This window comes from Geobacillus sp. JS12 (assembly GCF_001592395.1).
GTDB lineage: Bacteria > Bacillota > Bacilli > Bacillales > Anoxybacillaceae > Geobacillus > Geobacillus zalihae.
On the sequence record NZ_CP014749.1, the window covers coordinates 3,656,383 to 3,680,051 of the forward strand.

The following is a 23,669-nucleotide window of genomic DNA, read 5'->3' on the forward strand; positions in this document are numbered from 1 at the left end:
TTCGACGAGAGAACAAAAACATTCTGAAGAGTAAATAGGACTTATGGCTTTGCCAGTGCATTTCCGTGAAAATGCACGCGTCTTGATGGGGCATTTTCATGCCTAAAAGGCCGGTGAAAAAGTACACTCTGAGGCAGGGATTTAGAAGACTGGTGATGTAATCAAAAAAAACCGTTCAACAGCCCTCCTTCTTAAGTTAAGAAACCTTGTAAAATCGGCTCTTTTCTCCCGATGAACTTCCATCGATTTGACAAAAATAATCGTTTTTGGCTCTTCACCACAAAGTGTACTTGACAAAGAAAGACGATTATGATAAAGACAATCAAAATAGCATTTTTCCTTTTTATACCACACATCTCTTTGAGCAACATTGCTATCATGTTTATCTTTAAAAGTCAAGTACATCTTTTGGTGATGAACCTCGTTTTTCACCGGCCTTCTCGGATTGATTGGAAATCACAGGTGAAGACCCCAATATATTAAGTTGCAATATCAGTTGAATTTCTTCATCCGAAACAAGTTTTTGCATCAAATTCGGGAGAGTGTGGTATGCTTGTTCATAGAGAGCACGTCGCTACTCACATTCTACAGGAAGGTGCTCTTTTTTCTATACCCTTTGGATTTTACTGGATAATCAACACGCCTGGTCCGTCAAGACTTTCTCTATTACCTTAACATGAAATCCCTTCTAACAGGGCTCGCCGTTAGAAGGGATTTTTTATTTGGAACAATTAAGATGCTTACCGATTCGAATTCAGCAAAGGGGAAGTTGAGGCATTATATCTTGGCAAAAATACGCCTTGAGTCGTAAACAAAATATATCTCTGGAACATGATAGGATTCGAGTTGTCTACGGTACGATAGAATAACGAAAGGAGGCGAAACAATGGGAAAAAAGATCGGGCTGTTCGTTGCCGGCGCGGTGGCGTTGCTTGTGCTGCTGTTTCATCTTGGGCCGCTTGTCGGGTTGGCAATCACGCTGGTGGTGCTGTACTATGCGTTCAAGAAATGTTTGAAAGCCCCGTCGACATTCGGGAAAGTGGTGTGGGCGCTCATTGGCTGTGCGGCGTTGGCGGCCAGCGCTTCGAATGTGCCAGCGCTCATCGCGCTTGTCGCGGCGTATGTGCTGTATGTCGTGTATAAAAAATGGAACGGGGTGAAAGACGAGCGCGTCGTTCCAGAAGCAGACGACCCGTTTGTCAACTTTGAAAAACAATGGGCGGAGCTGCAAAAGCATTATTCATGAAATCAATGGAAAAGGAGCGAATCGATGATGAGTGTGTTCTCTCGCTTGAAAACGATCATTGAAGCCGATCTCCATGAATGGCTTGACGAAAAAGAAAAGAAAAACCCGATCGCGCTTCTCAATCACTATTTGCGTCAATGCGAACAGGAAGTCGAGCGGGTGCGGCAGCTGCTCGAGCGCCAATATGTGCTGAAAGAGCAATTTGCCCGCGAACATCGCGAAGCCGAACAGATGGCGGAAAAGCGAAGCAAGCAGGCGGAGGTGGCGACGCAAGCCGGGGAAATGGAGCTGGCCGAATTTGCGCGGCGTGAACAAGCGCAATATGCGGAACGCGCGGCCCGCTTAAAACAGCTGCTCGAGCAAACGAGCCGCGAGCTGTTTGAGTTAGAAGCGAAATATGAAGAAATGAAGCATAAGCTGAAAGATATGCAAATGCGGCGCATGGAGCTGATGGGGCGGGAGAATGCGGCTCGGGCGCACTACCGCATCCATCGGGTGGTCAACGGGGACGCCGGCCCGGCGTTGGCGGCGTTTGCTGATGCGGAAGTCTACCTTGACCGCCTTGAGCAGCAAGTTCGTTCCGATTATTACCGAAACACGATCGATGCGCGCATCGCTCAGCTGGAAAAGCAGTTGCAGGAAGGAAAATAACCGGATATGCTAGAAGGTGTCCCGACAATCGAATGGGGCACCTTCTTTCATACGTATGTGTGCGCATGAAACATGCCCAATCCATAACATCTTGTGCCTTGGTGAGAAGAACAGAAAAACCATCTTTTGAGACAACGGTTTTTCATTTTAGACAACAGGTGGGATCCCCGCATGCTCGATCAACGGAAGAAAACGGATTATGTCAGTTGGGTTGCGTTGATGACTCTGCTTCTTTTTGCGATTGAAATTTCGTTTTTTCACCCGGGCGTGCTGTTTTCGTTAAGTATATCGGTCTGTTTGATTTATGTTGGAAGGAAACAATGGCATCGACGGAAAGGAAAATGGCTGTTTTGGCTTGGCTGCATCATGTTGGCCATTCATGTGTTCACGATGATGGCCGCTCGTTTTGTCATGGTCGCGCTGTTGGGTTATGCCCTTTGGCAATGGTTCCAGTCAAAGCGCCATCCGACGGTGATCCGCCCGACTATGGCCGAGAACTCGTATGGGGGAGAGGAAATCGTGCGCCGTCAACCGCTATTTCAAAATGTATGGGTTGGCCGGCAAGCGACCCCAGAACGGGCGTATGAGTGGAATGATGTCAATATCCAAACGGGGATCGGGGATACGGTCATTGATGTCAGCTATACTGTGCTTCCGAAAGGGGAAGCGGTCATTGTCGTGAGAGGATTGATCGGCAACATTCGAATTCTCGTTCCGTATGAAATGGAAACACGGCTCGTTCATTCCGCCATTTTCGGTGTTGCCTCGCTGTTTGGCAAGGAACAGGAAAAAATGTTCAACGAGACGCTCATTTATCAAACTTCTTCGTATGATCAAGCGGAGCAAAAGCTCAAAATCGTCACCTCGATGATCATTGGCAATGTCGAGGTGACACGCGTATGAGCCGACCGATGCTCGCTTCTGTTTTGCTTGCGCTTGTGCTTGCTGTGGCGTTGCTCATTTCCTTTCTCTATTTCCTTCCGCCTGGAATGTGGTCGTCTTTGTGGGATCAAACTGTGATGGGGTTGCCGTTTTTGTTGTTTGTGTTCGCTGTAAGCCTGTGTATGGGGATTGCTGTTGGACTTATGCTTGATTCCTTCTTTCGCAAGCAATGGCAAGCGGTTGTGCAGGCGCTTCGGCACATTGAACAAGGAGAAATGGGGGAGTTGCATCGGGAAGGGCCGCCGCCGGAACTGCAAGACGTTTGGCAACAAATCGCCAAGCTGCAAACGCAATGGCTCGAGCAAACGAAACGCGTGCAAAAATTGGCAGCGGAAAAGGCCGAACAGGAAGAACGACTCGTTGAACGCATTCTGTCGGAAGAACGCACGCGGCTGGCGCGGGAACTGCATGATTCCGTAAGCCAACAATTGTTCGCCGCTTCGATGATGATGTCAGCCGTCATGGAAACGATGCCGCCCGATGATGAACGCCATCGGCAGCAACTGAAAATGGTCGAACAAATGATTCACCAGTCGCAATTGGAAATGCGGGCGCTGCTTCTGCACTTGCGGCCGGTGCAGCTGAAAGGAAAATCGCTCCAAGAAGGGATGAACGAACTGCTTACTGAACTGGCGGGGAAAGTGCCGCTCGAGATGAAATGGAAAATCGAAGACATTCCGCTGGATAAAGGAGTCGAGGACCATCTGTTCCGCATTTTGCAAGAGTCGCTTTCCAACACGCTGCGCCATGCGAAAGCGAAGTCGTTGGAAGTATTGCTCATCGAACGGGACGGGTTTGCCATTTTGCGCGTCACCGACGATGGCGTTGGCTTTGATGTGGAACGTTCGAAAAGCGGCTCGTACGGGTTGCAGCACATGTATGAGCGGGCGGCGGAAATCGGTGGGATGTTGAAAATTGTCAGCTTAAAAGGTCAAGGAACGAGGTTGGAAGTGAAAGTGCCGCTTTTGCACAGGGGGATGACCGTGATTAAGGTGCTGCTTGTCGATGATCATGAAATGGTGCGGCTTGGCGTGTCGGCGTATTTATCCGCCCAACCAGATATGGAGGTGATTGGCGAGGCGGAAGATGGTAAAAAAGGGGTGGAGCTCGCCCTCCAGTTGCGTCCGGATGTCATTTTAATGGACCTCGTGATGGAACCGATGGACGGCATTGCCGCGACGCGCGAAATCATCGGCGCGTGGCCGGAGGCGAAAATCATTGTCGTGACGAGTTTTTTGGATGATGAAAACGTGTTTGCCGCGCTTGAAGCAGGGGCGACGAGCTATTTATTGAAAACATCGAAAGCGAGCGAAATTGCCGACGCCATTCGCGCCACGTTCCACGGGCAATCGGTGTTCGAACCGGAAGTGGCTGGAAAAGTGATGCGAAACTATCGGAAACAAGAAGAGCGCCTGCCGCATGAGCAGCTCACGAGCCGGGAGATGGAAGTGCTTTTGTTGATGGCGCAAGGGAAAACGAATCAACAAATCGCAGATGAATTGTTCATTTCACTGAAAACGGTGAAAGTACACGTAAGCAACATCCTCGCCAAACTTGGCGTCCAAGACCGGACGCAAGCGGTCATTTACGCGTTTCGGCATGGCTTGGTGAAATGAAGAGCATGTGAGCGGCACAAGCGCTATGCATGGAGAGTATGCTATGTCGAACGCGATTCATTTTTTTGATAGGGAGTAGGTGTTCGGTGAACACCAAAACCGCTCCGTTTCATCAAGATCAACATGGAAGATGAAACGAAAGCGGTTTTTGACGTGCGGTGGACAGGGAAAATGGCTGGCTAACTGAGAGGGGTTACGCTTGCTTGGTCAGTTGGCGAAGCTTCCGGTCGTGGTGGAGCACTTTTGTTGTCAACACTTCGACCGAGGCTTGTGTGTCTGTCAGTTCTTCTTCTAAGCGGTCGATTCGCTCATTCAGTTGTTGGTTCATCTGATGCATTTCTTCGCGAAGGGCGTCGATTTTGGCCTCAAGCCGAGTTTCAACAGCGTGGATTTCCGACCGCAGCTGCTGCCCCATTTCTTGCATCTCACTGCGGAGTTGTTGCCCCATTTCTTGCATCTCATTGCGCAGCTGTTGTCCCATTTCCTGCATCTCGCCGCGGAGTCGTTGCTCCATTGTTTGCATTTCATGGTGAAGTCGTTGCTCCATTGTTTGCATTTCATGGTGAAGTCGCTGTTCCATCGTTTGCATTTCATGATGCAGTCGTTGCTCCATTTCCTGCATTTTCGAGCTGATTTTGTCAGAATGTTGTTCGAGCGCGTGGAGCACGGCTTGAATGATCGTGTTTTCTTCCATTTGTTTCACCTCCTTATGGCCATTATAGGAGAAACAGAACGGGAAGGAAAGAGAAAAGATGGCGGTTTTGGTCGAAGGAAGGTGACTGGTTTGTTGTTGAAAACGCACGTTTTTGATTTATGATGCTGGCTGTCTTGCTGTACAATAAACGTAAAAGAACGGGCGTTGGCCGTAAAGGAGATGACGGTGTTGGACGCAGGATGGAAGTTCGACAACAGTTATGCAAGGCTGCCGGAGCGCTTTTTCAGCAACGTCCTCCCCACGCCGGTGCGCGCGCCGAAGCTTGCGGTGTTGAATCATTCGCTGGCCGCAGAGCTTGGGCTGAATGAGGAAGCGTTGCGAAGTGAAGAGGGAGTGGCTGTGTTCGCCGGAAACCAAATTCCAGACGGAGCAGAACCGCTGGCGCAGGCGTATGCAGGGCATCAGTTCGGTTATTTTACGATGCTTGGCGACGGACGGGCGGTGCTGCTTGGCGAGCACGTCACCCCAAGCGGCGAGCGGGTGGACATTCAGCTGAAAGGTTCGGGCCGGACGCCGTATTCTCGCGGCGGCGATGGGCGGGCGGCGCTTGGGCCGATGCTGCGGGAGTACATCGTGAGTGAGGCGATGCACGCGCTTGGCATCCCGACGACGCGAAGTCTGGCGGTCGTCACAACGGGAGAGACGATTGTGAGGGAGACGGAATTGCCTGGGGCGGTGTTGGCCCGCGTCGCCTCAAGCCATTTGCGCGTCGGGACGTTCCAATACGCGGCGCAATGGGGAACGGCCGAGGAGCTGCGCGCGCTGGCTGACTACGCGCTCTGGCGCCATTTTCCCGGTTTTGAGGAAGCTGAGAACCGCTATTTGTTTTTGCTTGAACAAGTGATCGAACGGCAAGCGGCATTGATCGCGAAATGGCAGCTCGTTGGTTTCGTCCACGGGGTGATGAACACCGACAATATGACGATCAGCGGGGAAACGATCGACTACGGGCCGTGTGCATTCATGGATACGTATGACCCCGCGACGGTGTTCAGCTCGATTGATACGCAAGGACGGTATGCATACGGAAACCAGCCGTATATCGGGGGTGGAATTTGGCAAGGTTTGCGGAAAGCTTGCTGCCGCTGTTCGATGCCGATGAAGACAAAGCGATTGCGCTTGCTCAAGAGGCGCTTGATGAGTATCCGAAGCAGTACCATCGCCATTGGCTTTCCGGAATGCGGGCGAAGCTCGGCCTTGCCGAGGAGCAGGAAGGGGATCAGGAGCTGATTGCGGATTTATTGCGGCTGATGGAGCTGCATCGCGCTGATTATACGAATACGTTCCGGGCGTTGACGTTAGGCGAGTATACGGGAATGGCGCTCTTTGACGCTTCGGAGTTCCGCGAGTGGCATGAGCGCTGGCAAACAAGGCTCAGCCAAGAATCGGCGTCAAGGGAAGAAGCGTATGAGCGGATGCGTCGCCATAATCCGGCTGTCATTCCGCGCAACCACCGGGTTGAAGAGGCGTTGGCCGCTGCGGTCAACGGCGGCGATTACAGCGTGATGAATCGTCTCCTTCAAGCTCTTTCCGACCCGTACGCCTACTCGCCGGAGCAAGAGAAATACGCGGAACTGCCGCCGCCGTCCGACCGCCCGTATCGGACGTTTTGCGGGACGTAATGAAGGGGGCTTTGCGGCATACCCGTCAAGTTAGCGGTATAAAATTTTTTAGGATGATACGCATGTTCGAAAAATCAATCAAAGGATGAAGAGAAAACCAAATGCTGGTCATGCCAAATAACCCTCAAGAAGAGGGTTATTTGGCATTTATATCCATAACCCACACTACCATATCCCCAAAAAAATAATCCTTTCCAACGATGATTTTCGTTAGAAAGGATACCATGTTTTTGGCACTGAAAAAAGATCAAATTCTCAACTTGATGGCTATGGTTAGCCGCCTCCTCCTACTCGATGGATGTCTGCCTTTGATGATGTTGCCTATTCCCCAGTGCACAATCGAATCCTTTCTGTGCGGCATCGCGTCAGCGATTGGAAAGCAATGTTTTCAAACAGAAGCGTTTCATGCAACACAATTTAGGACGATGACGTATTTCAGCGCTATGCCATTGAAATGGTCATACGTTATCATTAAAATTTGGAGCATAAGAATTCAAAGTACAATGAGGTGAATGGTATGCCTTCTCTTCCGGAAGAGTTGAAAGATCTAGAATCCAAACTGCAACATACATTAAGAAAATTAGAGTCAATTCAAAAAGCGTTGGATGAATCGACGATTGTTGTGATTACCGACCAGACGGGAAAAATTACATATGTGAATGAGGCTTTCTGCCGCATCTCACAATATAGCCGTGAGGAACTGATTGGAAACACCCATCGCATTGTCAATTCAGGATACCATAGCCGAGAATTTTTTAAACATATGTGGAAAACCATCGGGAAAGGGAAGATATGGAGGGGAGAGATCAAAAATAAAGCGAAAGACGGGAGTTACTACTGGGTTCAGTCTACCATTGTCCCCTTTTTGGATGAACGAGGAAAGCCGTATCAATACGTGTCGATTCGAACGGATATTACCCGTTTGAAACAGTATGAAGAGCAAATCAAATATATGGCCAACCATGATGATTTGACGGGCCTTCCCAATCGCCGTTTTTTAAGAGAGCAGTTTTCTAAATTGCTGAAAGAGACGAAAGAGGAGGAACGACTGCTGGCCGTTTATTTTATTGATTTAGCGCGGTTTAAAAACATTAATGATTCATTGGGGCATTCGGTGGGAGACGAAGTGTTGAAACAAATGGCTGCTCGTTTTCGAACAGTATTAGATCAAAAGCTGTTTTTGACTCGCGTGGGCGGTGATGAGTTTGTCGCTGTGGCGCCGCGGGTGAATTATCAGTCTATCCTTGCGTATGTGCGGACAATCCAACAAATGTTGGCCCGACCATTGGAGATTGAAGGAAGAGAGTTTATTCTCTCCGCCAATATCGGAATCAGCGTTTTTCCTTTTGATGGAGAAGATTTAAACACGTTGCTCGGCAATGCGGACATGGCCCTGTATCATGCGAAAGAGGAAGGAAAATTTTATCAATTTTATCATCGAACGATCAATCAGCGCTTAATTAGGGAAACGATATTAGAAAGCCATTTGCATCGTGCTATCGAAAGAGATGAATTTATTCTGTATTATCAGCCGCAGTACGATTTGTTCACTGGGGAACTGATTCGCCTAGAAGCGCTGATTCGTTGGTATAATTCAGAGCTTGGATGGATCCGCCCTGATCAGTTTATTCCTTTAGCTGAAAAAATAGGATTGATGCCAAAACTCGATGAGTGGGTGCTGTCTACGGCATGCCGGCACAGGAAAATGTGGAAACAAAGAGGGGGATCGAAGCGGATTTATCCATCAACCTGTCTGCTTCCCATTTCCAAATACCAGGCATGGCTAAACGGCTCCTTTCCATTATTGAAAGCAATGGAGATGATCCATGTCGATGGGAATTTGAAGTGACTGAACATATTATGATGCAAGATAGTGCGGTCGTGTACGAAAACATAAGTCAGTTAAAAGAGGCAGGCGTTAAACTGGCGATTGATGATTTTGGCGTAGGATATAGTTCATTAGGATATATAAAGAAGTTAAAAGTGGACCGTTTAAAAATCGATCGTTCGTTTATCAAAAACTTACCGCAATCCGCTGATGACCAAGCCATTGTGGCTGCTGTGATCACGATGGCTCATCAATTGTCGATCGATGTCGTTGCAGAAGGAATTGAAAATGAGAAGCAAATTCAAATATTAAAGGAAATGGGGTGCAACGGAGGGCAAGGGTATTTTTGGAGGCAACCTGTGTCGGAAACGGAGATTGGATCGTTGTTGCAATGCAATGAGTGAACAGTTCAAAATGGCAATACAGGTTGTCTTGCCATACTCGGGTATGTTGAGGCAACGAATGAAGAGGAAAAGGAGCTGGTTTCATGGAAACGCTCAGACAACGGCTGCGATCCATTGATCAAAAGGGATATAAAGCGTATAAAACGATCGAAGGGACGTATTCGTTTCCACTGTTTACGCTCGCGATTGACCACGTGCAGGGCGATCCGTTCGCTGAGCCGTCCAAGGTGCGGGTGATCGTGCCGCGGGTGAAAACGGCGTTGGCAGCGGAGTGGACGAATACGAAACCGCGGCGCGTCCGCTGTGAAGATGTGCTAGCGCGCCGTATCCATCATGCATTGCGGCAATGGCCGCTGCGGGTGCGTGGATCGGGAAAAAGCGGGCTCGTCTTGATTGATGCGCCGGGGCAAAAAGTGCTCGAGCGGACGGCGGTGCAAGTGGCTGACGAGACGATTACGGTTTGTTTATCGGTCGGTTTGCCGGCGAATGGACGGCGCATTTTGGCGAAAGAAGCCGAGGCCATCTTTTTCGAGCAAATTCCATCCGTCATTGAGCGAGCGGTGTACGGCCTTCGGGAAGAAGACATCCGCCCGGCGGTGGAGCTGGCCGATCAGCAGCACGCCATTCGCCGTTATTTGCGCGAGCATGGTTTGGTGGCGTTTGTCAAAAACGGCGCGGTTTTGCCGCGGGAGAGCGGAGTGAGCGACAAGCCGCTGCAACGTGGAGCGGTGCCGTTTCAAAGCCCGCCGGAGCTGGAGATCGCGATCCCCGTTCCGCATCGCGCTGAACCGATCAAAGGCATGGGCATCCGAAAAGGCATTACGCTTATTGTCGGCGGCGGGTATCACGGCAAATCGACGCTGCTTCAGGCGTTAGAGCACGGCGTGTATGACCATATCGCCGGCGACGGGCGGGAGTTTGTCATCACCGACAGCGGGGCGGTGAAAATTCGCGCCGAAGACGGCCGGAGCGTCGCCAGTGTTGACATTTCGCCGCTCATTGGCGCGTTGCCGTACGGCAAAGAGACAACGCAGTTTTCGACGGAAAACGCGAGCGGCAGCACCTCACAGGCCGCGAGCATGATCGAAATGATTGAAGCCGGGGCATCGGCGTTTTTGATTGACGAAGATACGAGCGCGACGAATTTGCTCATCCGCGATGCGCGCATGCAGGCGCTCGTGGCGAAAGAAGCCGAACCAATCACGCCGTATATCGACAAGGCGCGTCAACTATTTCACGATTACGGCATTTCGACGGTTCTTGTCGTCGGCGGGTTGGGGGATTACTTGGACATCGCGGATTGCGTGATCAAAATGGAGCAGTACGTCCCGTTTGATGTGACCGGGGAGGCAAAACAAATCGCCTTGCAGATGCCGTCGGGACGGAAAGCGGAAGGCGGCGAGTCGTTCGGCCGCATTCGCGAGCGCATTCCGCTGCCTGGGAGTTTAAACAGCCAAAAAGGAAAAAAAGAAAAAGCGGTCGCGCGCGGACGGCACGTCATTCAATACGGGCAAACCGATCTATTGCTTTATGCGCTTGAGCAGCTGGTCGATGACAGCCAAACGCGGGCGATTGCCGCGGCGCTGCTGTATATGGAACGAAAAGGATGGTTCGACGGAAAGAAAACCGTCCGCCAACTGCTCGATGCGATCGAAGAACAATGGGATCGCCAAGGCTTGGGCTCCGTTTCGTTCCGAAAAGGGCATCCGGGTGAACTTGCCCGCCCGCGCCGATTCGAGCTGGCGGCGGCGCTCAATCGGCTGCGGACGCTCCGTTGCCGCCAATGCTGAACCATTGCGGGCGGAAGCGGATTGAACCCGCTTTCGCTTTTCGTTTCCGTTGATTTTGTCTAGCGTCCCCTTTCGATTATCGTTATAATTATGTTTATCAGTGCAATGAAACGGCTGGCGGCGGGGAGGCCGCGGTTTGGCTGAAGGGGGATCGAGGCATGGGCAAATCAAAAGGTTCGATTGAATCGGAAATCAGCAAAGCATTGACAAAATGGGAAAAAGATTTTCTTGGCCGCGGTTCGGTATCGGTGAAAACCGATATTTTGCGCGATATGATCATCGTTTCTTTGCACGGCATCCTGACGCCCGCCGAGTACGCGCTTTGCGAATCAAAAGAAGGAATGTTATCGGTGAAGCGGTCGCGGACGAGTTTAGTGGAGTCTGGAGTCGATGACTTGAAAGAAATGATTTTTGAAATCACCGGCGAGAAGGTGAAGAGCTTCCATACGGATTTAAGCACCCGAACGGGCGAGCGGGTGATCGTCTTTAAGCTGTTCAACGATTTAGAAAAACAGCTGACGAGCTAAATGTTCGCCCGCATCGCCATAAAACGGCGCTCCGGACGAAGAAGGCATTTTTTCATAAAGTTATTGTATAATTGAAACAACTTTTGTATAGTAAGTATAGGATAAACATAAAGGACAGCATGTCGGGAGCCCTTCAAAAAACTTACGCCAGTGTAAGTTCGTTGAAGGGAAACCGACCGGTGTCTGTTGCACAGCGGGAGATCTTCAAACAATCGCCTCACGATTGGTTGAAGGTAAACCGGCTATGGGCAATCTATAGGCAATGGTGCGGCCTTTTTGGTCGCGTTGCCTGATTGACATAGCCGGTTTTTTCTTTTTTCTCCCGAACGAAGACAAAGGACGAGGGGAGGAGAATGTGATGGCAGCACACTGGTTCATATGGGGATGGCTCGCCGCAGTGGCCATCGTTTTCATCAGCGCAGCCGCATGGCTGCATCCGCGCATGCCGGAGCGGTATGTGCATGTGCACGTCTGGCTGTTGCTTCTTCCGGGAGCGGCGGCTGCCGCCGGATGGATCGGCGCCGGCAACGCAGAGGCCGGGCCGTGGCGGTTTGATGCGGTCAGTTGGTTGGTGGCCGTCTATATTTCACTTCTCAGTTGGGCGATTCAACGGTTTGCCGTTCGCTATTTGCATGGCGACCGCGCTTACCGGCGCTATTTTTCCTTGTTGACGTGGACGGTGTCGGCCGCTTCTCTGACATGGGCAAGCGGCGACATGCGCCTCGTTGCCGTCTGCTGGGGGCTTCCATTGATGGGCCTTGTGGCGTTAACGGCATTGAAAAAAGAATGGAGGCCGGCGCAGTTTGTCGCCCGGCAAATGGCGGTCGTGTTCAGCCTGAGTTGGCTGGCCGTCGTCATCGCTGCCGTCTGGCTCGGAACGGCGGCCGGCGAATGGCAGCTTGCTTCTGCGCTGTCGGCGGAGCGCCTTGCCCGCCTAGACGCCTGGGAGAAGGCGGTGATGAACGGACTGCTTATTTTGGCCGCCATTATCCCGGCTGGACAATGGCCGTTCCATCGTTGGCTGATGGAATCGGCGGTGACGCCGACGCCGGTGTCGGCGGTGATGCATGCGGGGCTCGTCAATGCCGGCGGGCTGTTGCTTTGGCGCTTTTCCCCGCTCTTTAGCGGGACGGGGGCGCATATCGCATTGTTTGTGATCTCCTTTTGCTCGATTTTGATTGGTATGGGCATTAGTTTGGTGCAGGCGGACTATAAACGCCAGCTGGTCGCGTCCACGATGGCGCAAATGGGAGTTATGCTTGTGCAATGCGCCCTCGGCGCCTACGGGGCGGCGGTCGTGCATTTGGTGCTGCACGGGCTGTTTAAAGCGACGCTTTTTCTGCAGTCCGGTTCGGTTGTTCCGAGGATCGGCCGGCCGGGATTCCAACGAGGAAGCGGGTCATGGCAGGGAGGTCTTCTCCTTGGCGTGCTGCTTGGGGTGTCTTTTTGGTTCGCTTCCCCGAATGAACAGGCCCGCCTGCTGAGCGCGCTTTTGCTTGGGGCCTCGGCGGCGGTCGCTTGGGGACGGCTAGCCGATTTCCGCGAAGGCCGCTGGATGGGCCTGGCGGCGGTGGCTGTGTTGGCGTTTGGTTCGGAAACGGTGCGCCATCAGTTTTTGACGCTGCTCGGCCAGGGGGAAGCGACGGTTTTTGTGCCGCCTGCCGCGTTTGAATGGACAGTAGGCGTCTTGTTTGCGATGGCGGCATTGACCGCTGCCTGGCTGGTAAACCGGCGCACATCGGCGCTTGCCGTTCGGGTGTATATGCATCTCGTTCATCTCGGGGAGCCGCGCCCAGCGGCTATGGAGGCGCATCCCCGTTATTTGGCATCCTATCTGAAGGAGGGAATGGCTCATGAGTAAAAGTGCAATGCCGCTTGAACGGCTAACGGGGGAATCGAAGCCCACCGGCGCAGAAGCCCGCCCGCTTGCTATGCTTGTCAGCGAAGCGGCAAAGGCGGTTGCGCCGCTTTGGCCGATTTCCGCCTTTATCGCCCGCCATCCGTGGATGGGGCTTGAAGAGCAGACGTTTGCCGATGCAGCCGACCGCCTGCAGCAGGCGCATGGAATTGATTTGTATCCGCCGATGGCGGTTTTCCATGCGGCGATGGCAAAAGGGGAGATTGACCTTGTATTCGTCGAGCGGCGGCTGCAGCGTTGGCTTGACAACAAGCCGCTCCCGGTGCGGCGCCAAGAAGCAGAGCGAATGTGCCGCGCCCTCCTTTGGAATGAGACGGTGCCCAACGAGGCGCTTCGTCTGCCGGAACTGGCGGAGCTGGCGCATGCGGCGGCATGGCGTCCGGCGGCTGTTCGGACGGCGGGCGCCGCGTTGCATGGCGTAAGCCAACGCCTTGACCAACAAACCGTCAAATGGTGCAAACTGTTTTATGGTTCGAACACGGCGCCATGGGCGCTTCCACATCGTGAGCTGGGGTTTTACGGAGCATGGCGCCGGCTCATCGCCGCCGACCCGGCGCTCTCGAAAGAGGAACGGAAGCGGCTTGCCGATTGGCCGCACGACGGGGAAGAGGCGCTGCGTCAAGCGTTGATGAAGCTTGGCGTACAGGAGGAAGAGACCGCCGCTTACTTGGAGGCGCATTTGTTGGCGTTGCCCGGCTGGGCTGGCATGGTTGTATGGCAGTCGCGCCGGACGGGCGACGAATTGCGGGGATTGATTGACTATTTGGCGGTCCGTCTGTCGCTTGAATGGACGCTTGTGGCGCCATATTTGCCGCTTGAACGGGAGGATCATGCGGACATCGGCGCTGCTCTTTCACTGTTGGCCGCTTGGCTGCATTGGGGAGGGATGACGCTGGAAGACTGGCGGAACCTGTCCGGCAAAGAGCAGCGCGCCCGGTTGGCGTTTATCGATCGGTTTTGGCGAATTGACCGGTGTCATCTTTGGCTTGAAGCGTGGGAAGATACGTATGAAGCGAAATTGAAAGAAGCGGTATTGGCGCATCAGCCGATGGATGAGACGAAGAAGGCGGCGGCGCAGCTATTGTTTTGCATCGACGTCCGTTCCGAGCCGTTCCGCCGCCATTTGGAAGCGGCCGGACCGTTTGAAACGTATGGCTGCGCCGGCTTTTTCGGCTTGCCGATTCAAACGCGCGCACTTGACAGCGATGACGCTCACCCGTCATGCCCGGCGATCGTCGCGCCGCAGCATGAAATCAACGAAACCGCCGCTTTGGAAGCGGCGCGTCCGTACCGTCGCCGGCGCGATGCATTCCGCTTTGTCGGCCAGACGTTTAAAAAGATCAAACAGCATATGTTGGCCGGCTTATTGCTTCCGGAAATGAGCGGACCATGGCTCGGCCTTCATACCTTCGCCCGCAGCGCCGCGCCGGCTTGGGCTGGCCGGGTCGTCCGCCAGGCGGAAGCGGCAGCCGAACATAAGCCGAAGACGGACTTGTCGCTCCACCGCCATGGAAAGGATGAATCGTCTGGACTGCCGATCGGCTTTACAACCGAGGAACAAGTGCAATACGTGAAGCAGCTGCTCGTCAACATTGGCTTGACGTCTTCGTTCGCTCCGCTTGTGGTTGTTTGCGGCCATGAAAGCGAGACGGCCAACAACCCGTACGCTTCGGCGCTCGATTGCGGGGCGTGCGGCGGTGCGGCCGGGGCGTTCAACGCCCGCGTATTCGCCGCGTTGGCCAACTTGCCGGAAGTGCGCGCTGGACTGGCGGCTGAAGGGATCAACATTCCGGATGAAACGGTGTTTGTCGCTGCGGAACATATTACGACCGTCGATGAAGTCCGCTGGCTTGATGTGCCGCCGTTGCCCGCAGCGGCTGAGGCGGCGTTTCGACAGCTGAAGCAGGCGCTTGGCGAAGCGAGCCGCCGTGCGAACGCTGAGCGGATGGCAAAGCTCCCCCATGTCGGACAGACGCCGCGCGATCCGGTGGCGGAAGCGCAACGGCGCGCCGTTGATTGGAGCGAGATCCGTCCAGAATGGGGATTGGCCCGGAACGCTGCGTTCTTGATCGGCCGCCGCAAGTTGACAAAAGGAAAGGACTTAAACGGCCAGGTGTTTTTGCATAGCTACGATTGGCGCGAAGATCCGACCGGTGAGGCGCTCGCCGGCATTATCGCCGGGCCGGCGACCGTCGGACAATGGATTAACTTGCAATATTACGCTTCAACAGTCGCACCGCACTACTACGGGAGCGGCGATAAAACGACCCAGACGGTGACCGGCGGCATCGGCGTCATGCAAGGGAACGGGAGCGACTTGTTAGCCGGCTTGCCATGGCAGTCGGTCGCCGCGTCCGATCGCGAACTGTTTCATGCTCCGCTTCGGTTGCTTGTCATCATCGAAGCGCCGTCCTATTATATCGAGCAGCTGCTCGACAGAAATGAAGAGTTTCGTCGCAAAGTGCAAAACGGTTGGCTCCGTCTCGCCTCGATTGACCCAGACAGCGGGGCGTGGGTGAACTGGGAGGCAGGCCGTCTTGCGTCAATGCAGCAACACTAAAAAGCAACGATTTGCCGCTTGCCGAGTTTGCTTGGCGGGCGGCTTTTTTTGCTGCCTGCCAAACGAGGCAGGGAAAATGGATGTACGCCGCGAAACAAGATAATAGTTGGTATAACAGCAACAAGAAAGACGAGGAAAGAGGGAAAGCGGATGAAAACGCAGTTTATCGCCGGCCATGCGCGGCTGCCGGCCGGAATGGCGGCCAAAAGCCTTTACGATACGCTGACGATTACGGCGGAAATTGATAAAAAGTACGGGGTGATCGTGGAGGCATCATGCACACTGGCTACTGAACACGGGCGCGATTATGTCGCCCGGCTGCTGCGCGGCCATTCACTGCGCGACGGCATTGACGAGCTGTTGGCGGAGCTTGACGAAGGGTATTTAGGGAAAGCCCATTCTGCTCTGTGCGCGGCGCTGAAAGATTTGTACAAACAATATTGCAAAATGGAGGAGAAAGAGCCATAAGCCGCTGCCCCCTCATCGGTTGATGGGGGCAGCGGCGTTTTGGTGCGGCTCAGCGGTTTGGCCCCCATGATTTCGTTCGTGATTCAGTTTTCAGCTGGCCGCCATGCCGGCAGCGTTTTGCGCAACGGTTTGTCTTGGCGGTAACCGAGCACATATTCGGCCTGCATGATCGTATGAATTTCCCGTGTTCCTTCGTAAATGACCGGCGCTTTCGAATTGCGCAAGTAGCGCTCGACCGGATATTCGTTCGAGTAGCCGTAGGCGCCGTGGATTTGGACCGCATCGTCAGCCGCTTTGTTGGCGTAATCGCAGGCGATCCATTTGGCGAGCGATGTTTCCCGCGTGCAGCGGCGGCCTTCGTTTTTCAAAAAGCCGACTTTGTACACGAGCAGGCGGCTGATTTGCAGGCCGGCTTCCATACGGGCGATCATTTGCTGGACGAGCTGATGGCGGCCGATTTCTTTGCCGAACGTTTTTCGTTCATGGCAGTATTTGACGCTGGCTTCCAAGCACGCCATAATGAGGCCGACGGCGCCGGCGGCGACGGTGAAACGGCCGTTGTCAAGCGCGGACATGGCGATTTTGAATCCTTCGCCTTCTTCCCCGAGCAAGTTTTCTTTCGGGACGCGGACGTTGTCGAAAAACAGCTCGCCAGTGTTTCCGGAACGAATGCCAAGCTTCCCTTTGATCGGGCGCGACGAAAAGCCGGGCATCGTCCGTTCGACGATAAAGGCGGAAATACCGCGATGTTTTTTCGATTTGTCCGTATAGGCGAACACAAGGAAGTGGTCAGCGATATCAGAGAGGGAAATCCACGTTTTTTGTCCGTTTAAAATATAGTCATCGCCATCGCGGACAGCGGTCGTCTGGATCGAAGCGACGTCCGAGCCGGCGTTTGGTTCAGTGAGGCCGAACGCGCCGATTTTTTCCCCGCGGGCTTGCGGGATAAGGTATTTTTGTTTTTGTTCCTCAGTTCCCCATTGCAAAAGAGTGAGGCTATTGAGTCCGGTGTGGACCGACACGGCGGTGCGAAACGCCGTATCGCCGCGCTCAAGCTCTTCGCAGACGATGGCGAGCGAGTTGTAGTCCATGCCCATGCCGCCGTATTCTTCCGGGATGCACACTCCCATTAAATTGAGCTCGGCGAGCCGTTTGAAAATGTTGCGGTCGAATTCGCCGCGTTCGTCCCATTCTTTGATATACGGCATGATCTCTTTGTCGACGAATTTGCGCACCGTTTGCCGGAGCATTTCTTGTTCCGGTGTAAAGTCGAAGTTCATCATCGTTTCCATCCCCCTATGCATCCGTTGTTGTGTAAAGGCGGTTGCCATTGCATGCCAGTGCACTGGCGGGCGTTCAGCCGGCCGTTTCCAGAAACTTTGTCTTCGCGTTGGTTATGGCGATTCGTTATCGTTGCCTTCGGCTTCTGGATCGTTTTGCCACCTGGTTTCGGCTTCGTTGTTATGTTCGCCGGCGAGCGGCGGCGGCAGCCGGTAGGAGACCGGTGTCCCAGACAGCTTGAGCGGGCTGGCGACAAGTTTCAGCGGACCGACGGTTGGGTGGTGCATGGTGACCGTCATATGACGCGCGTCGGTTTGCGGATGGCGAAACAGTTCGTCCATCGTTTGCACCGGGCCGCACGGGATCCCTTTTTCAGCGAGAAGGCGCTGCCATTCGGCGCGCGTCCGCCGCTTGATTTCTTCATTCAGCCGCCGGTTTAGTTCGTCCCGATGGGCGACGCGGCCTGGGTTTGTCTGAAAACGCGGGTCAGACCCGATCGAGCGGTCGGACAATAGCGAGCAAAGCGCCTGAAATTGCCGGTCATTGCCGACGGCGATGACGATCGGACCGTCGCTTGCCTCGTACGTTGAATACGGAACGATGTTCGGATGCTCATTGCCAAGCGGCTGCGGAATGTCACCTGACATTAAGTAGTTCGCCGCCACATTCACCAATGCACTGACAGCGCAGTCAAAGAGCGATAAATCAATTTTTTGTCCGCGCCCCGTTTTTTCACGAGCCAAAAGCGCCGCTTCGACGGCGATGGCCGCATACAACCCTGTAAACACGTCGGTGACGGCCACTCCCACTTTGAGCGGGCCGGTGTCCGCGGTGCCGTTGATGCTCATCCAGCCGCTCATCGCCTGAATGATGTAGTCGTAGCCGGGAAGCGAAGCGAGCGGACCGGTTTCGCCGAACCCGGTGATCGAGCAGTAGATGAGGCGCGGGTTGAGGCGGGACAGCGCTTCATAGTCAAGCCCCCATTTGTCCATCGTCCCGGTTTTGAAATTGTGGATGACGACATCGGCTGTCTCCGCCAGACGGCGAACGGTTTCCCGCCCTTGTTCTGTTTTTAGATCGACGGTTACACTTCGCTTGTTGCGGTTGACGGCCGTGTAGTAGGCGCTCATCCCATTTTGGAACGGCGGCCCCCAAAACCGGGTGTCGTCCGACCCGCCCGGCGCTTCGATTTTGATGACATCGGCCCCTAAATCGCCTAAAATCATCGTCGCATACGGGCCCGCCAATACGCGCGACAAGTCAAGGACGCGCACGCCATCAAGCGCTCCCGCCATTCGTTTCCCCCCTTTCCTGACATGCAAAAAGCCGGTTCCCAGGCAAGGTAAAGACAGGAACCGGCTTGAACGGACTGAGAAGGCATTCCGGCGCGGAAATGCCGTCAGGCCGCACAGTTCTTTTTCAATAATATGGAAGGCAAACATAGCGATGAATGCTGCCGTGACGGATAGCGAAGTCAATGAACAGTGATGCCAGCCGTCTGATCTGCCGGGCGGTGAAGCGGGCAGGAGACGACTCGATACATTTATTATAAAATATTGTTTGATAATTGTAAATAATCTAACTTGTATAAAAAACATCCGCCAGCCTTAATCGGCTAGCGGAGGGAAGTAAAGATGCGCTTCGCTGCGTTGACGGCGTAGCGGCTGCCGCCGTCGTTTTCCACCCCTTCGATCAACAGGGCAAGCAACAGATCACGGCGGTCGGCCGGGTAGGCAACGAACAAACCATTTTCCTTTCCTTGTGTTCCTTTTTCCTGCTTCAGCTCGGCGGTCCCGGTTTTGCCGGCAAGCGGAATAGATTTGATGTAAGCATCATGAGCCGTTCCGTTCGGATCAGCGACAACACGGACTAAATCGCCGGCGACGATGGCGGCTGTCTGGCTGGAGATGACGCCTTGTTTCCAGACGGTTTTCGGTTGGCCTTTTTCGAGCACCGGTTGAAGCAAATCACCTCCCGTTACAAACGGGGTGTAGGCAGCGGCAAGGTGAAGAATGCTCATTTGCATTTCCCCTTGTCCATAGGCAGTATCGGCCAGTTGTGGTCCCGTTTTCAAGCTCCCGCTATTGGAAAAACGCGACGCCGGAATTGGGTACGGAAATGGTGGCTTTTCTCCAAACCCGAATGAGCGAAGGCCGGACTCCATCCGTTCCGGGCCGAGCTCGAGGCCGGCCATGGCAAAGTAGATATTATCAGAGTAAACAAGGGCTTTGGTCAGGTCGACGCGCTCCGGTCCATCGTGGACGCGGGTGATGAAATAGTTGCCCCATGAACGATCCGGCTGCCAACGTCGGCCGTGAATCGTTTTTGTTTCTTTTGGCGTGATGGCGCCTTGTTCAAGAGCGATGGCGGCAATAATTGGTTTGATGGCTGATCCCGGTGCATAGGTCGCAGCAAAGCGGTTAACGAGCGGGCGGAGCGGGTCATTTTGCCATTTTGCGTATTCCGATGATGAAAGGCCGAGCACGAACCGGTTTGGATCAAACGACGGGGAACTGACAAGTGCCAAAATTTCTCCCGTTTGCGGATGGATGGCCGCCGCTGTGCCGGCGCGACCTTTCATTTCGCGGTAAATGGCCTGCTGGACTTTGGCGTCAATCGTTATCGCAATCGTTTCGCCGTCTCTCGGCTTTGTTTCTGCGATGGTCACGGTCGATCCGTCCGCTTTTTCGATATAAAGGCGGACTCCGTCATGGGCGCGCAGTCGCCCTTCCCAAAGCTCCTCAAGACCGCGTTTCCCAATCCGGGAGGTTGGTGAGTAGCCTTCATCTTTCTTTGCCTCCCATTCTTCTTTCGTGATCGTGCCCACATACCCGACTAAATGAGCGGCTGCTGCGCCAAGCGGATATTCCCGTTCGGGCGTTTCTTTAACGGCGACGGCTTGGATGCGGCGAGCTTCCTCAACCCGCTTATCAGTTTTCGACACCTTTTGAATCGGTACGAAATAATCGGGACGCACCCAAGGCGCGTTTAGCTTTTCTGTAATTATTTCGGGCGAAACGCCAAGCAGCGAGGCAAGCTTCTGTTTGATGGTTTCCGCATTGTCGCCCATTTGCCCTGGAATTACTCCGATCTCATATGCCGTACCGTTCATGGCAAGCGGCTGGCCGTTGCGGTCGATAATTTCTCCCCGTTTTCCCGGCGTGATGTTCAGCCGCACTTTGTCATTGGGGCCAAGCTGTGGGAAAATATAAGACGGATCCCACTTTATGCGCCATTGTTCTTTGTCATTGGATTGTTCTTTGACAAGCTTTGCCTCGTGGCGAAACTGCACGGGCCCGGCGACTGTGTCCATTTTTACGGAAAACGGCAAGGAGATTTCCGTTTTGTCACCGTCTTTTTTATCAGTTTGAACAGGGACTGGGGCAACGGATAAGTGAGACACCTGGATGTCGCCGTAAATTTTTTTATAGCGGTCAACAAATTGCTCTTTGCCGACTGTTTTTTTCGTTTCTTCTGAGAGCATGTCGTACATTTTCGCAAATTGCTGTTTCGTCCAGTAGGAGGTGTACGTTTTTAATGCATCGTGCGGCGATGGCGGTTTGCTGCAGGAGAAAAGTGTGATTGCTAAAAACGAAATGAGAGCCAACACCCAACGAACATTCCCCATATGTTTCCAATCCCCCTTTTTCTGTTCTCTTTCCACTATATCATGGACAGGAAATATGATCCAACGAAAAGGATGATAGGAAAACATTGCTGTCCAAGGCCAAAAGGGGGCAACATTTGCCTGCGTTCAGATATAATTGTAGAGAAAGGGGAAACGATGAAGCAAAGGAAGTGATGGTGCATGTTCCGCATTTTAGTGACGGCAGACGCCAATTATCTTCCACCGCTGAAAGTGCTCATGCATTCGTTATTTTGCAATAACCGGCGCCCGTTTACATTTTATTTGCTTTATTCGCGCATTGCGGAGGAGGAGATCCGGGCGCTTAGTGATTTCGTTCGCAAGCAAGGGCATGAACTGGTGCCAATTTATGTCGACCCGCAGCTGTTTCATGACGCTCCGGTGTTTCGCCACTATACGGCCGAGATGTACTACCGGCTGGCGGCGCATTTGTTTCTTCCGCCCGATGTCGACCGGGTGCTGTACTTGGATCCGGACATTGTCGCCATCAATCCGATCGATGAGCTGTATGAGATGGACTTTGAGGGGAACTGGTTTATCGCCGCCGAGCATACGCATTCGACCAAAGTGGCCAATTTGTTCAACAAACTTCGCTTGAAAACGCCGAACGCGAAAGGCTATTTCAACACGGGTGTGATGATGATGAACATTGCGATGATGCGCGAACACGTGCGGCTTGCGGACATTTACCAGTTCATTCGCGACAACCGGTTCAAGCTTGTTCTTCCTGACCAAGACGTCTTAAACGGGTTGTACTGGGACAAAATTAAACCGGTCGACTGCTACCGCTACAACTACGACGCACGCTATTATGACTTTTTGCAGCTTTTGCCCAACCCGAAACACGATTTAGCTTGGATTGAGGAAAACACCGTTTTTATCCATTATTGCGGCAAGGAAAAACCGTGGAAAGACCATTACAAAGGGGAGTTGGGGCGGTTTTACAAACGGTACAGCCAAGTGTTGGAGCTCGAGGGCGAGGCGACGGTGTAGCGTGGCTTGAGAGACGCGTTGAACAAAGAAAGTCTCTCACTCCAAGCAAAGCGAAGCGGAAGCGGTTCACAGGAAAAAGGCGCCCCATCAAAGCGGGCGCCATGTTCGATTACTGTTTGCGCTCTTGCCGGCGGATGCCGGCTGCCGCAGCGCGTGCCTGTGCTTCAAGGTCTTCATGGTCGGCAAATTCTGCCGAGTATTCCACATCGATGCCGTCAGATTTCAGCTGTTTCGGCACTTGCGGCAAAGTCGCCTTGTTTTTGTCGCGTGTTCGTTGTCCGCGAGAACGGCCCATCATCCATGCCCCCTATAGAGAAGTGTGAATCGTACGATTCAATCATTAGGATGGCATGGACGGCGCCAGCGTATAAATAGCAATCGTTTCTAGTGGCGCGCCTTTTTGGCCGTATAGCCGCCCGCTTGGTCCGCCATTTTAAAATCGCGGGCATAGCTTACTTCTTGGGCGCTTGTCAGCGTATGCTTCGCTTTTTCGCGTTTTCGTTTTTCCGCCATCGCTTGTTCCCTCGCTTTGCATCCATATTCCTTTAGTTCCATTTTGCGCAAAATCAGCCGTTTTTATGCTTGACACTCCACACGGCTAAAGCCGTGGGATTCTTGGGTCGTTCGCGTCCTCCTCCTTGTAGCAATGACAGGATGCCATTTCCATATGAAGAAAACGGCTCACTTTCATCCCACGCCTAAAGAGCGTGGGCTTTCTCGTTCGCGAATCTGTAAAAAAGAGGATGTCCGTTTGGACAGCCTCTTTTTGCATCAGATGCGCTCTCCCGCGGCTTATGCCTCTTTGCGCTGTTCTTCATTGTGGGCAAAGGAAGGATGGCGCATTGTATACAGCGTGTAGTTGTCTTTTGTAATTTCGTACAAATTGTATACATCCGCGCCGATTTGCTCGAGCAACGTCCGCCGCGTTTCATTGGCCGGCGTGACGTACGGCAGTTTTTCCGCCGCTTTGATCGAGCGGACGTTGACTTTGCGAATGCGCAAAAACACGGTTTCGATCGACAGCTCATAAAACAGCTCATGGAAAAACGCTTCTTTGGCGCGCCGATTGTAACCGAGCCCGTGATACGGCTTGCCGAGCCACGTGCCTAAAAAGCCGGCGCCATCTTGGATATCAAAGAGGCTGATTGTGCCGATCGGGTTTCCCCATTCGTCCAAAATCGTGCGTGAAATCAATTCGCCACGTTCTTCCGCCTCGATGAGCTGTTTTGTCATGAATAAAAACTCTTCGTACGAGCTGGCTTTTTGGCGCACGAAAGGGAAGACGTCCGGATGCACCATCAGCTCGTACAGCGCATGGCAGTCTTGCAGCTCGCGTTTTTTCAACATGGCCAATCCCTCCTTTGGATGCCGAGGGCAGCCTCCCAGCGGGAACCCACCCTCGAAATTTTTTTATTAAAACTTCATTAAAAAAATTTCGGGGTGGGAATCGAACCCACTAGGA

Annotated in this window: 19 protein-coding genes and 2 pseudogenes; 14 read left to right on the forward strand and 7 right to left on the reverse strand. The window is 53.2% G+C overall.

Annotated features, from left to right (window positions below):
• Positions 1 to 886 precede the first annotated feature (886 nt).
• From A0V43_RS17965 to A0V43_RS20035, 5 genes and pseudogenes are all read left to right on the forward strand, one after another.
• Entirely contained in the window at positions 887 to 1,246 is a 360-nt protein-coding gene (locus A0V43_RS17965) for a lmo0954 family membrane protein (RefSeq protein WP_063193735.1), read from the forward strand.
• A gap of 27 nt (positions 1,247 to 1,273) precedes the next feature.
• On the forward strand, positions 1,274 to 1,897 hold the full coding sequence (locus A0V43_RS17970; RefSeq protein WP_206501615.1) for a PspA/IM30 family protein: 624 nt from the start codon (positions 1,274 to 1,276) through the stop codon (positions 1,895 to 1,897).
• A gap of 171 nt (positions 1,898 to 2,068) precedes the next feature.
• Positions 2,069 to 2,800, forward strand: a complete 732-nt coding sequence (gene liaF / locus A0V43_RS17975) for a cell wall-active antibiotics response protein LiaF (protein ID WP_063193737.1) — start codon at positions 2,069 to 2,071, stop codon at positions 2,798 to 2,800.
• A pseudogene (locus A0V43_RS20030) lies at positions 2,797 to 3,816 on the forward strand (sensor histidine kinase); the annotation flags it as partial. The gene liaF and the pseudogene A0V43_RS20030, both read left to right, overlap by 4 nt.
• 6 nt (positions 3,817 to 3,822) lie before the next feature.
• A complete protein-coding gene (locus A0V43_RS20035; RefSeq protein WP_063193903.1) occupies positions 3,823 to 4,455 on the forward strand; it encodes a response regulator transcription factor in 633 nt (210 codons plus the stop codon).
• Between the two features lie 193 nt (positions 4,456 to 4,648).
• On the opposite strand, the gene A0V43_RS17990 is transcribed toward A0V43_RS20035, so the two are convergent.
• Complete coding sequence (locus tag A0V43_RS17990) at positions 4,649 to 5,149, reverse strand: DUF1640 domain-containing protein (protein WP_063193738.1); 501 nt, start codon at positions 5,147 to 5,149, stop codon at positions 4,649 to 4,651.
• Between the two features lie 180 nt (positions 5,150 to 5,329).
• Here A0V43_RS17990 and A0V43_RS17995 point away from each other — a divergent pair.
• From A0V43_RS17995 to A0V43_RS18035, 8 genes and pseudogenes are all read left to right on the forward strand, one after another.
• Positions 5,330 to 6,792 (forward strand): annotated as a pseudogene (locus tag A0V43_RS17995) (protein adenylyltransferase SelO).
• Positions 6,793 to 7,309: 517 nt separating this feature from the next.
• The gene (locus A0V43_RS18005) at positions 7,310 to 8,641 is read left to right on the forward strand and encodes a putative bifunctional diguanylate cyclase/phosphodiesterase (protein WP_063193740.1); all 1,332 of its coding nucleotides are present in this window, start codon (positions 7,310 to 7,312) and stop codon (positions 8,639 to 8,641) included.
• Positions 8,572 to 9,024, forward strand: coding sequence for an EAL domain-containing protein (locus A0V43_RS20745; protein ID WP_250637082.1), 453 nt, complete (start codon positions 8,572 to 8,574; stop codon positions 9,022 to 9,024). Before A0V43_RS18005 ends, A0V43_RS20745 begins: the two co-directional genes overlap by 70 nt.
• Positions 9,025 to 9,107: 83 nt before the next feature.
• Positions 9,108 to 10,814, forward strand: a complete 1,707-nt coding sequence (locus A0V43_RS18015) for an ABC-ATPase domain-containing protein (RefSeq protein ID WP_063193742.1) — start codon at positions 9,108 to 9,110, stop codon at positions 10,812 to 10,814.
• Between the two features lie 158 nt (positions 10,815 to 10,972).
• Positions 10,973 to 11,341, forward strand: coding sequence for a Na-translocating system protein MpsC family protein (locus A0V43_RS18020; RefSeq protein ID WP_063193743.1), 369 nt, complete (start codon positions 10,973 to 10,975; stop codon positions 11,339 to 11,341).
• A 358-nt stretch (positions 11,342 to 11,699) separates the two neighbouring features.
• Positions 11,700 to 13,202: an NADH dehydrogenase subunit 5 gene (locus A0V43_RS18025; RefSeq protein ID WP_063193744.1), complete on the forward strand. Its 1,503-nt coding sequence runs from the start codon at positions 11,700 to 11,702 to the stop codon at positions 13,200 to 13,202.
• Positions 13,195 to 15,819, forward strand: a complete 2,625-nt coding sequence (locus A0V43_RS18030; RefSeq protein ID WP_063193745.1) for a DUF2309 domain-containing protein — start codon at positions 13,195 to 13,197, stop codon at positions 15,817 to 15,819. Before A0V43_RS18025 ends, A0V43_RS18030 begins: the two co-directional genes overlap by 8 nt.
• A gap of 150 nt (positions 15,820 to 15,969) precedes the next feature.
• Positions 15,970 to 16,287, forward strand: coding sequence for a DUF3870 domain-containing protein (locus A0V43_RS18035; RefSeq protein ID WP_033005473.1), 318 nt, complete (start codon positions 15,970 to 15,972; stop codon positions 16,285 to 16,287).
• 83 nt (positions 16,288 to 16,370) lie between these two features.
• Here the strand turns inward: A0V43_RS18035 and A0V43_RS18040 are convergent, their stop codons facing one another.
• The 3 genes from A0V43_RS18040 to A0V43_RS18050 all read right to left on the reverse strand — a co-directional run bounded on the left by A0V43_RS18040 (position 16,371) and on the right by A0V43_RS18050 (position 21,196).
• Positions 16,371 to 17,570, reverse strand: a complete 1,200-nt coding sequence (locus A0V43_RS18040; protein WP_033009908.1) for an acyl-CoA dehydrogenase family protein — start codon at positions 17,568 to 17,570, stop codon at positions 16,371 to 16,373.
• 111 nt (positions 17,571 to 17,681) lie between these two features.
• Positions 17,682 to 18,863: a CaiB/BaiF CoA transferase family protein gene (locus tag A0V43_RS18045; RefSeq protein ID WP_015373961.1), complete on the reverse strand. Its 1,182-nt coding sequence runs from the start codon at positions 18,861 to 18,863 to the stop codon at positions 17,682 to 17,684.
• 320 nt (positions 18,864 to 19,183) lie between these two features.
• Positions 19,184 to 21,196: a penicillin-binding transpeptidase domain-containing protein gene (locus tag A0V43_RS18050; protein WP_063193746.1), complete on the reverse strand. Its 2,013-nt coding sequence runs from the start codon at positions 21,194 to 21,196 to the stop codon at positions 19,184 to 19,186.
• A gap of 180 nt (positions 21,197 to 21,376) precedes the next feature.
• Here A0V43_RS18050 and A0V43_RS18055 point away from each other — a divergent pair, with 180 nt between their 5' ends.
• Positions 21,377 to 22,207 carry a glycosyltransferase family 8 protein gene (locus A0V43_RS18055; protein ID WP_063193747.1) on the forward strand — a complete coding sequence of 277 codons (831 nt, stop codon included), beginning with the start codon at positions 21,377 to 21,379 and terminating at the stop codon, positions 22,205 to 22,207.
• Positions 22,208 to 22,316: 109 nt separating this feature from the next.
• Here the strand turns inward: A0V43_RS18055 and A0V43_RS18060 are convergent, their stop codons facing one another.
• The 3 genes from A0V43_RS18060 to A0V43_RS18065 form a co-directional block, all read right to left on the reverse strand.
• Positions 22,317 to 22,502: a YfhD family protein gene (locus A0V43_RS18060; RefSeq protein WP_011229952.1), complete on the reverse strand. Its 186-nt coding sequence runs from the start codon at positions 22,500 to 22,502 to the stop codon at positions 22,317 to 22,319.
• A gap of 89 nt (positions 22,503 to 22,591) precedes the next feature.
• Entirely contained in the window at positions 22,592 to 22,720 is a 129-nt protein-coding gene (locus A0V43_RS19585) for a YfhE family protein (RefSeq protein ID WP_013146323.1), read from the reverse strand.
• 279 nt (positions 22,721 to 22,999) lie between these two features.
• Positions 23,000 to 23,554, reverse strand: a complete 555-nt coding sequence (locus A0V43_RS18065) for a GNAT family N-acetyltransferase (protein ID WP_063193748.1) — start codon at positions 23,552 to 23,554, stop codon at positions 23,000 to 23,002.
• Positions 23,555 to 23,669 lie beyond the last annotated feature (115 nt).

Excerpts from the sequence above, each read along its gene's own strand:
- A0V43_RS17965 (WP_063193735.1), top strand. The coding sequence starts at position 887 with ATGGGAAAAAAGATCGGGCTGTTCGTTGCCGGCGCGGTGGCGTTGCTT.
- A0V43_RS17970 (WP_206501615.1), top strand. The coding sequence starts at position 1,274 with ATGAGTGTGTTCTCTCGCTTGAAAACGATCATTGAAGCCGATCTCCAT.
- liaF (WP_063193737.1), top strand. The coding sequence starts at position 2,069 with ATGCTCGATCAACGGAAGAAAACGGATTATGTCAGTTGGGTTGCGTTG.
- A0V43_RS17990 (WP_063193738.1), bottom strand. The coding sequence starts at position 5,149 with ATGGAAGAAAACACGATCATTCAAGCCGTGCTCCACGCGCTCGAACAA.
- A0V43_RS18005 (WP_063193740.1), top strand. The coding sequence starts at position 7,310 with ATGCCTTCTCTTCCGGAAGAGTTGAAAGATCTAGAATCCAAACTGCAA.
- A0V43_RS20745 (WP_250637082.1), top strand. The coding sequence starts at position 8,572 with ATGGCTAAACGGCTCCTTTCCATTATTGAAAGCAATGGAGATGATCCA.
- A0V43_RS18015 (WP_063193742.1), top strand. The coding sequence starts at position 9,108 with ATGGAAACGCTCAGACAACGGCTGCGATCCATTGATCAAAAGGGATAT.
- A0V43_RS18020 (WP_063193743.1), top strand. The coding sequence starts at position 10,973 with ATGGGCAAATCAAAAGGTTCGATTGAATCGGAAATCAGCAAAGCATTG.
- A0V43_RS18025 (WP_063193744.1), top strand. The coding sequence starts at position 11,700 with ATGGCAGCACACTGGTTCATATGGGGATGGCTCGCCGCAGTGGCCATC.
- A0V43_RS18030 (WP_063193745.1), top strand. The coding sequence starts at position 13,195 with ATGAGTAAAAGTGCAATGCCGCTTGAACGGCTAACGGGGGAATCGAAG.
- A0V43_RS18035 (WP_033005473.1), top strand. The coding sequence starts at position 15,970 with ATGAAAACGCAGTTTATCGCCGGCCATGCGCGGCTGCCGGCCGGAATG.
- A0V43_RS18040 (WP_033009908.1), bottom strand. The coding sequence starts at position 17,570 with ATGATGAACTTCGACTTTACACCGGAACAAGAAATGCTCCGGCAAACG.
- A0V43_RS18045 (WP_015373961.1), bottom strand. The coding sequence starts at position 18,863 with ATGGCGGGAGCGCTTGATGGCGTGCGCGTCCTTGACTTGTCGCGCGTA.
- A0V43_RS18050 (WP_063193746.1), bottom strand. The coding sequence starts at position 21,196 with ATGGGGAATGTTCGTTGGGTGTTGGCTCTCATTTCGTTTTTAGCAATC.
- A0V43_RS18055 (WP_063193747.1), top strand. The coding sequence starts at position 21,377 with ATGTTCCGCATTTTAGTGACGGCAGACGCCAATTATCTTCCACCGCTG.
- A0V43_RS18060 (WP_011229952.1), bottom strand. The coding sequence starts at position 22,502 with ATGGGCCGTTCTCGCGGACAACGAACACGCGACAAAAACAAGGCGACT.
- A0V43_RS19585 (WP_013146323.1), bottom strand. The coding sequence starts at position 22,720 with ATGGCGGAAAAACGAAAACGCGAAAAAGCGAAGCATACGCTGACAAGC.
- A0V43_RS18065 (WP_063193748.1), bottom strand. The coding sequence starts at position 23,554 with ATGTTGAAAAAACGCGAGCTGCAAGACTGCCATGCGCTGTACGAGCTG.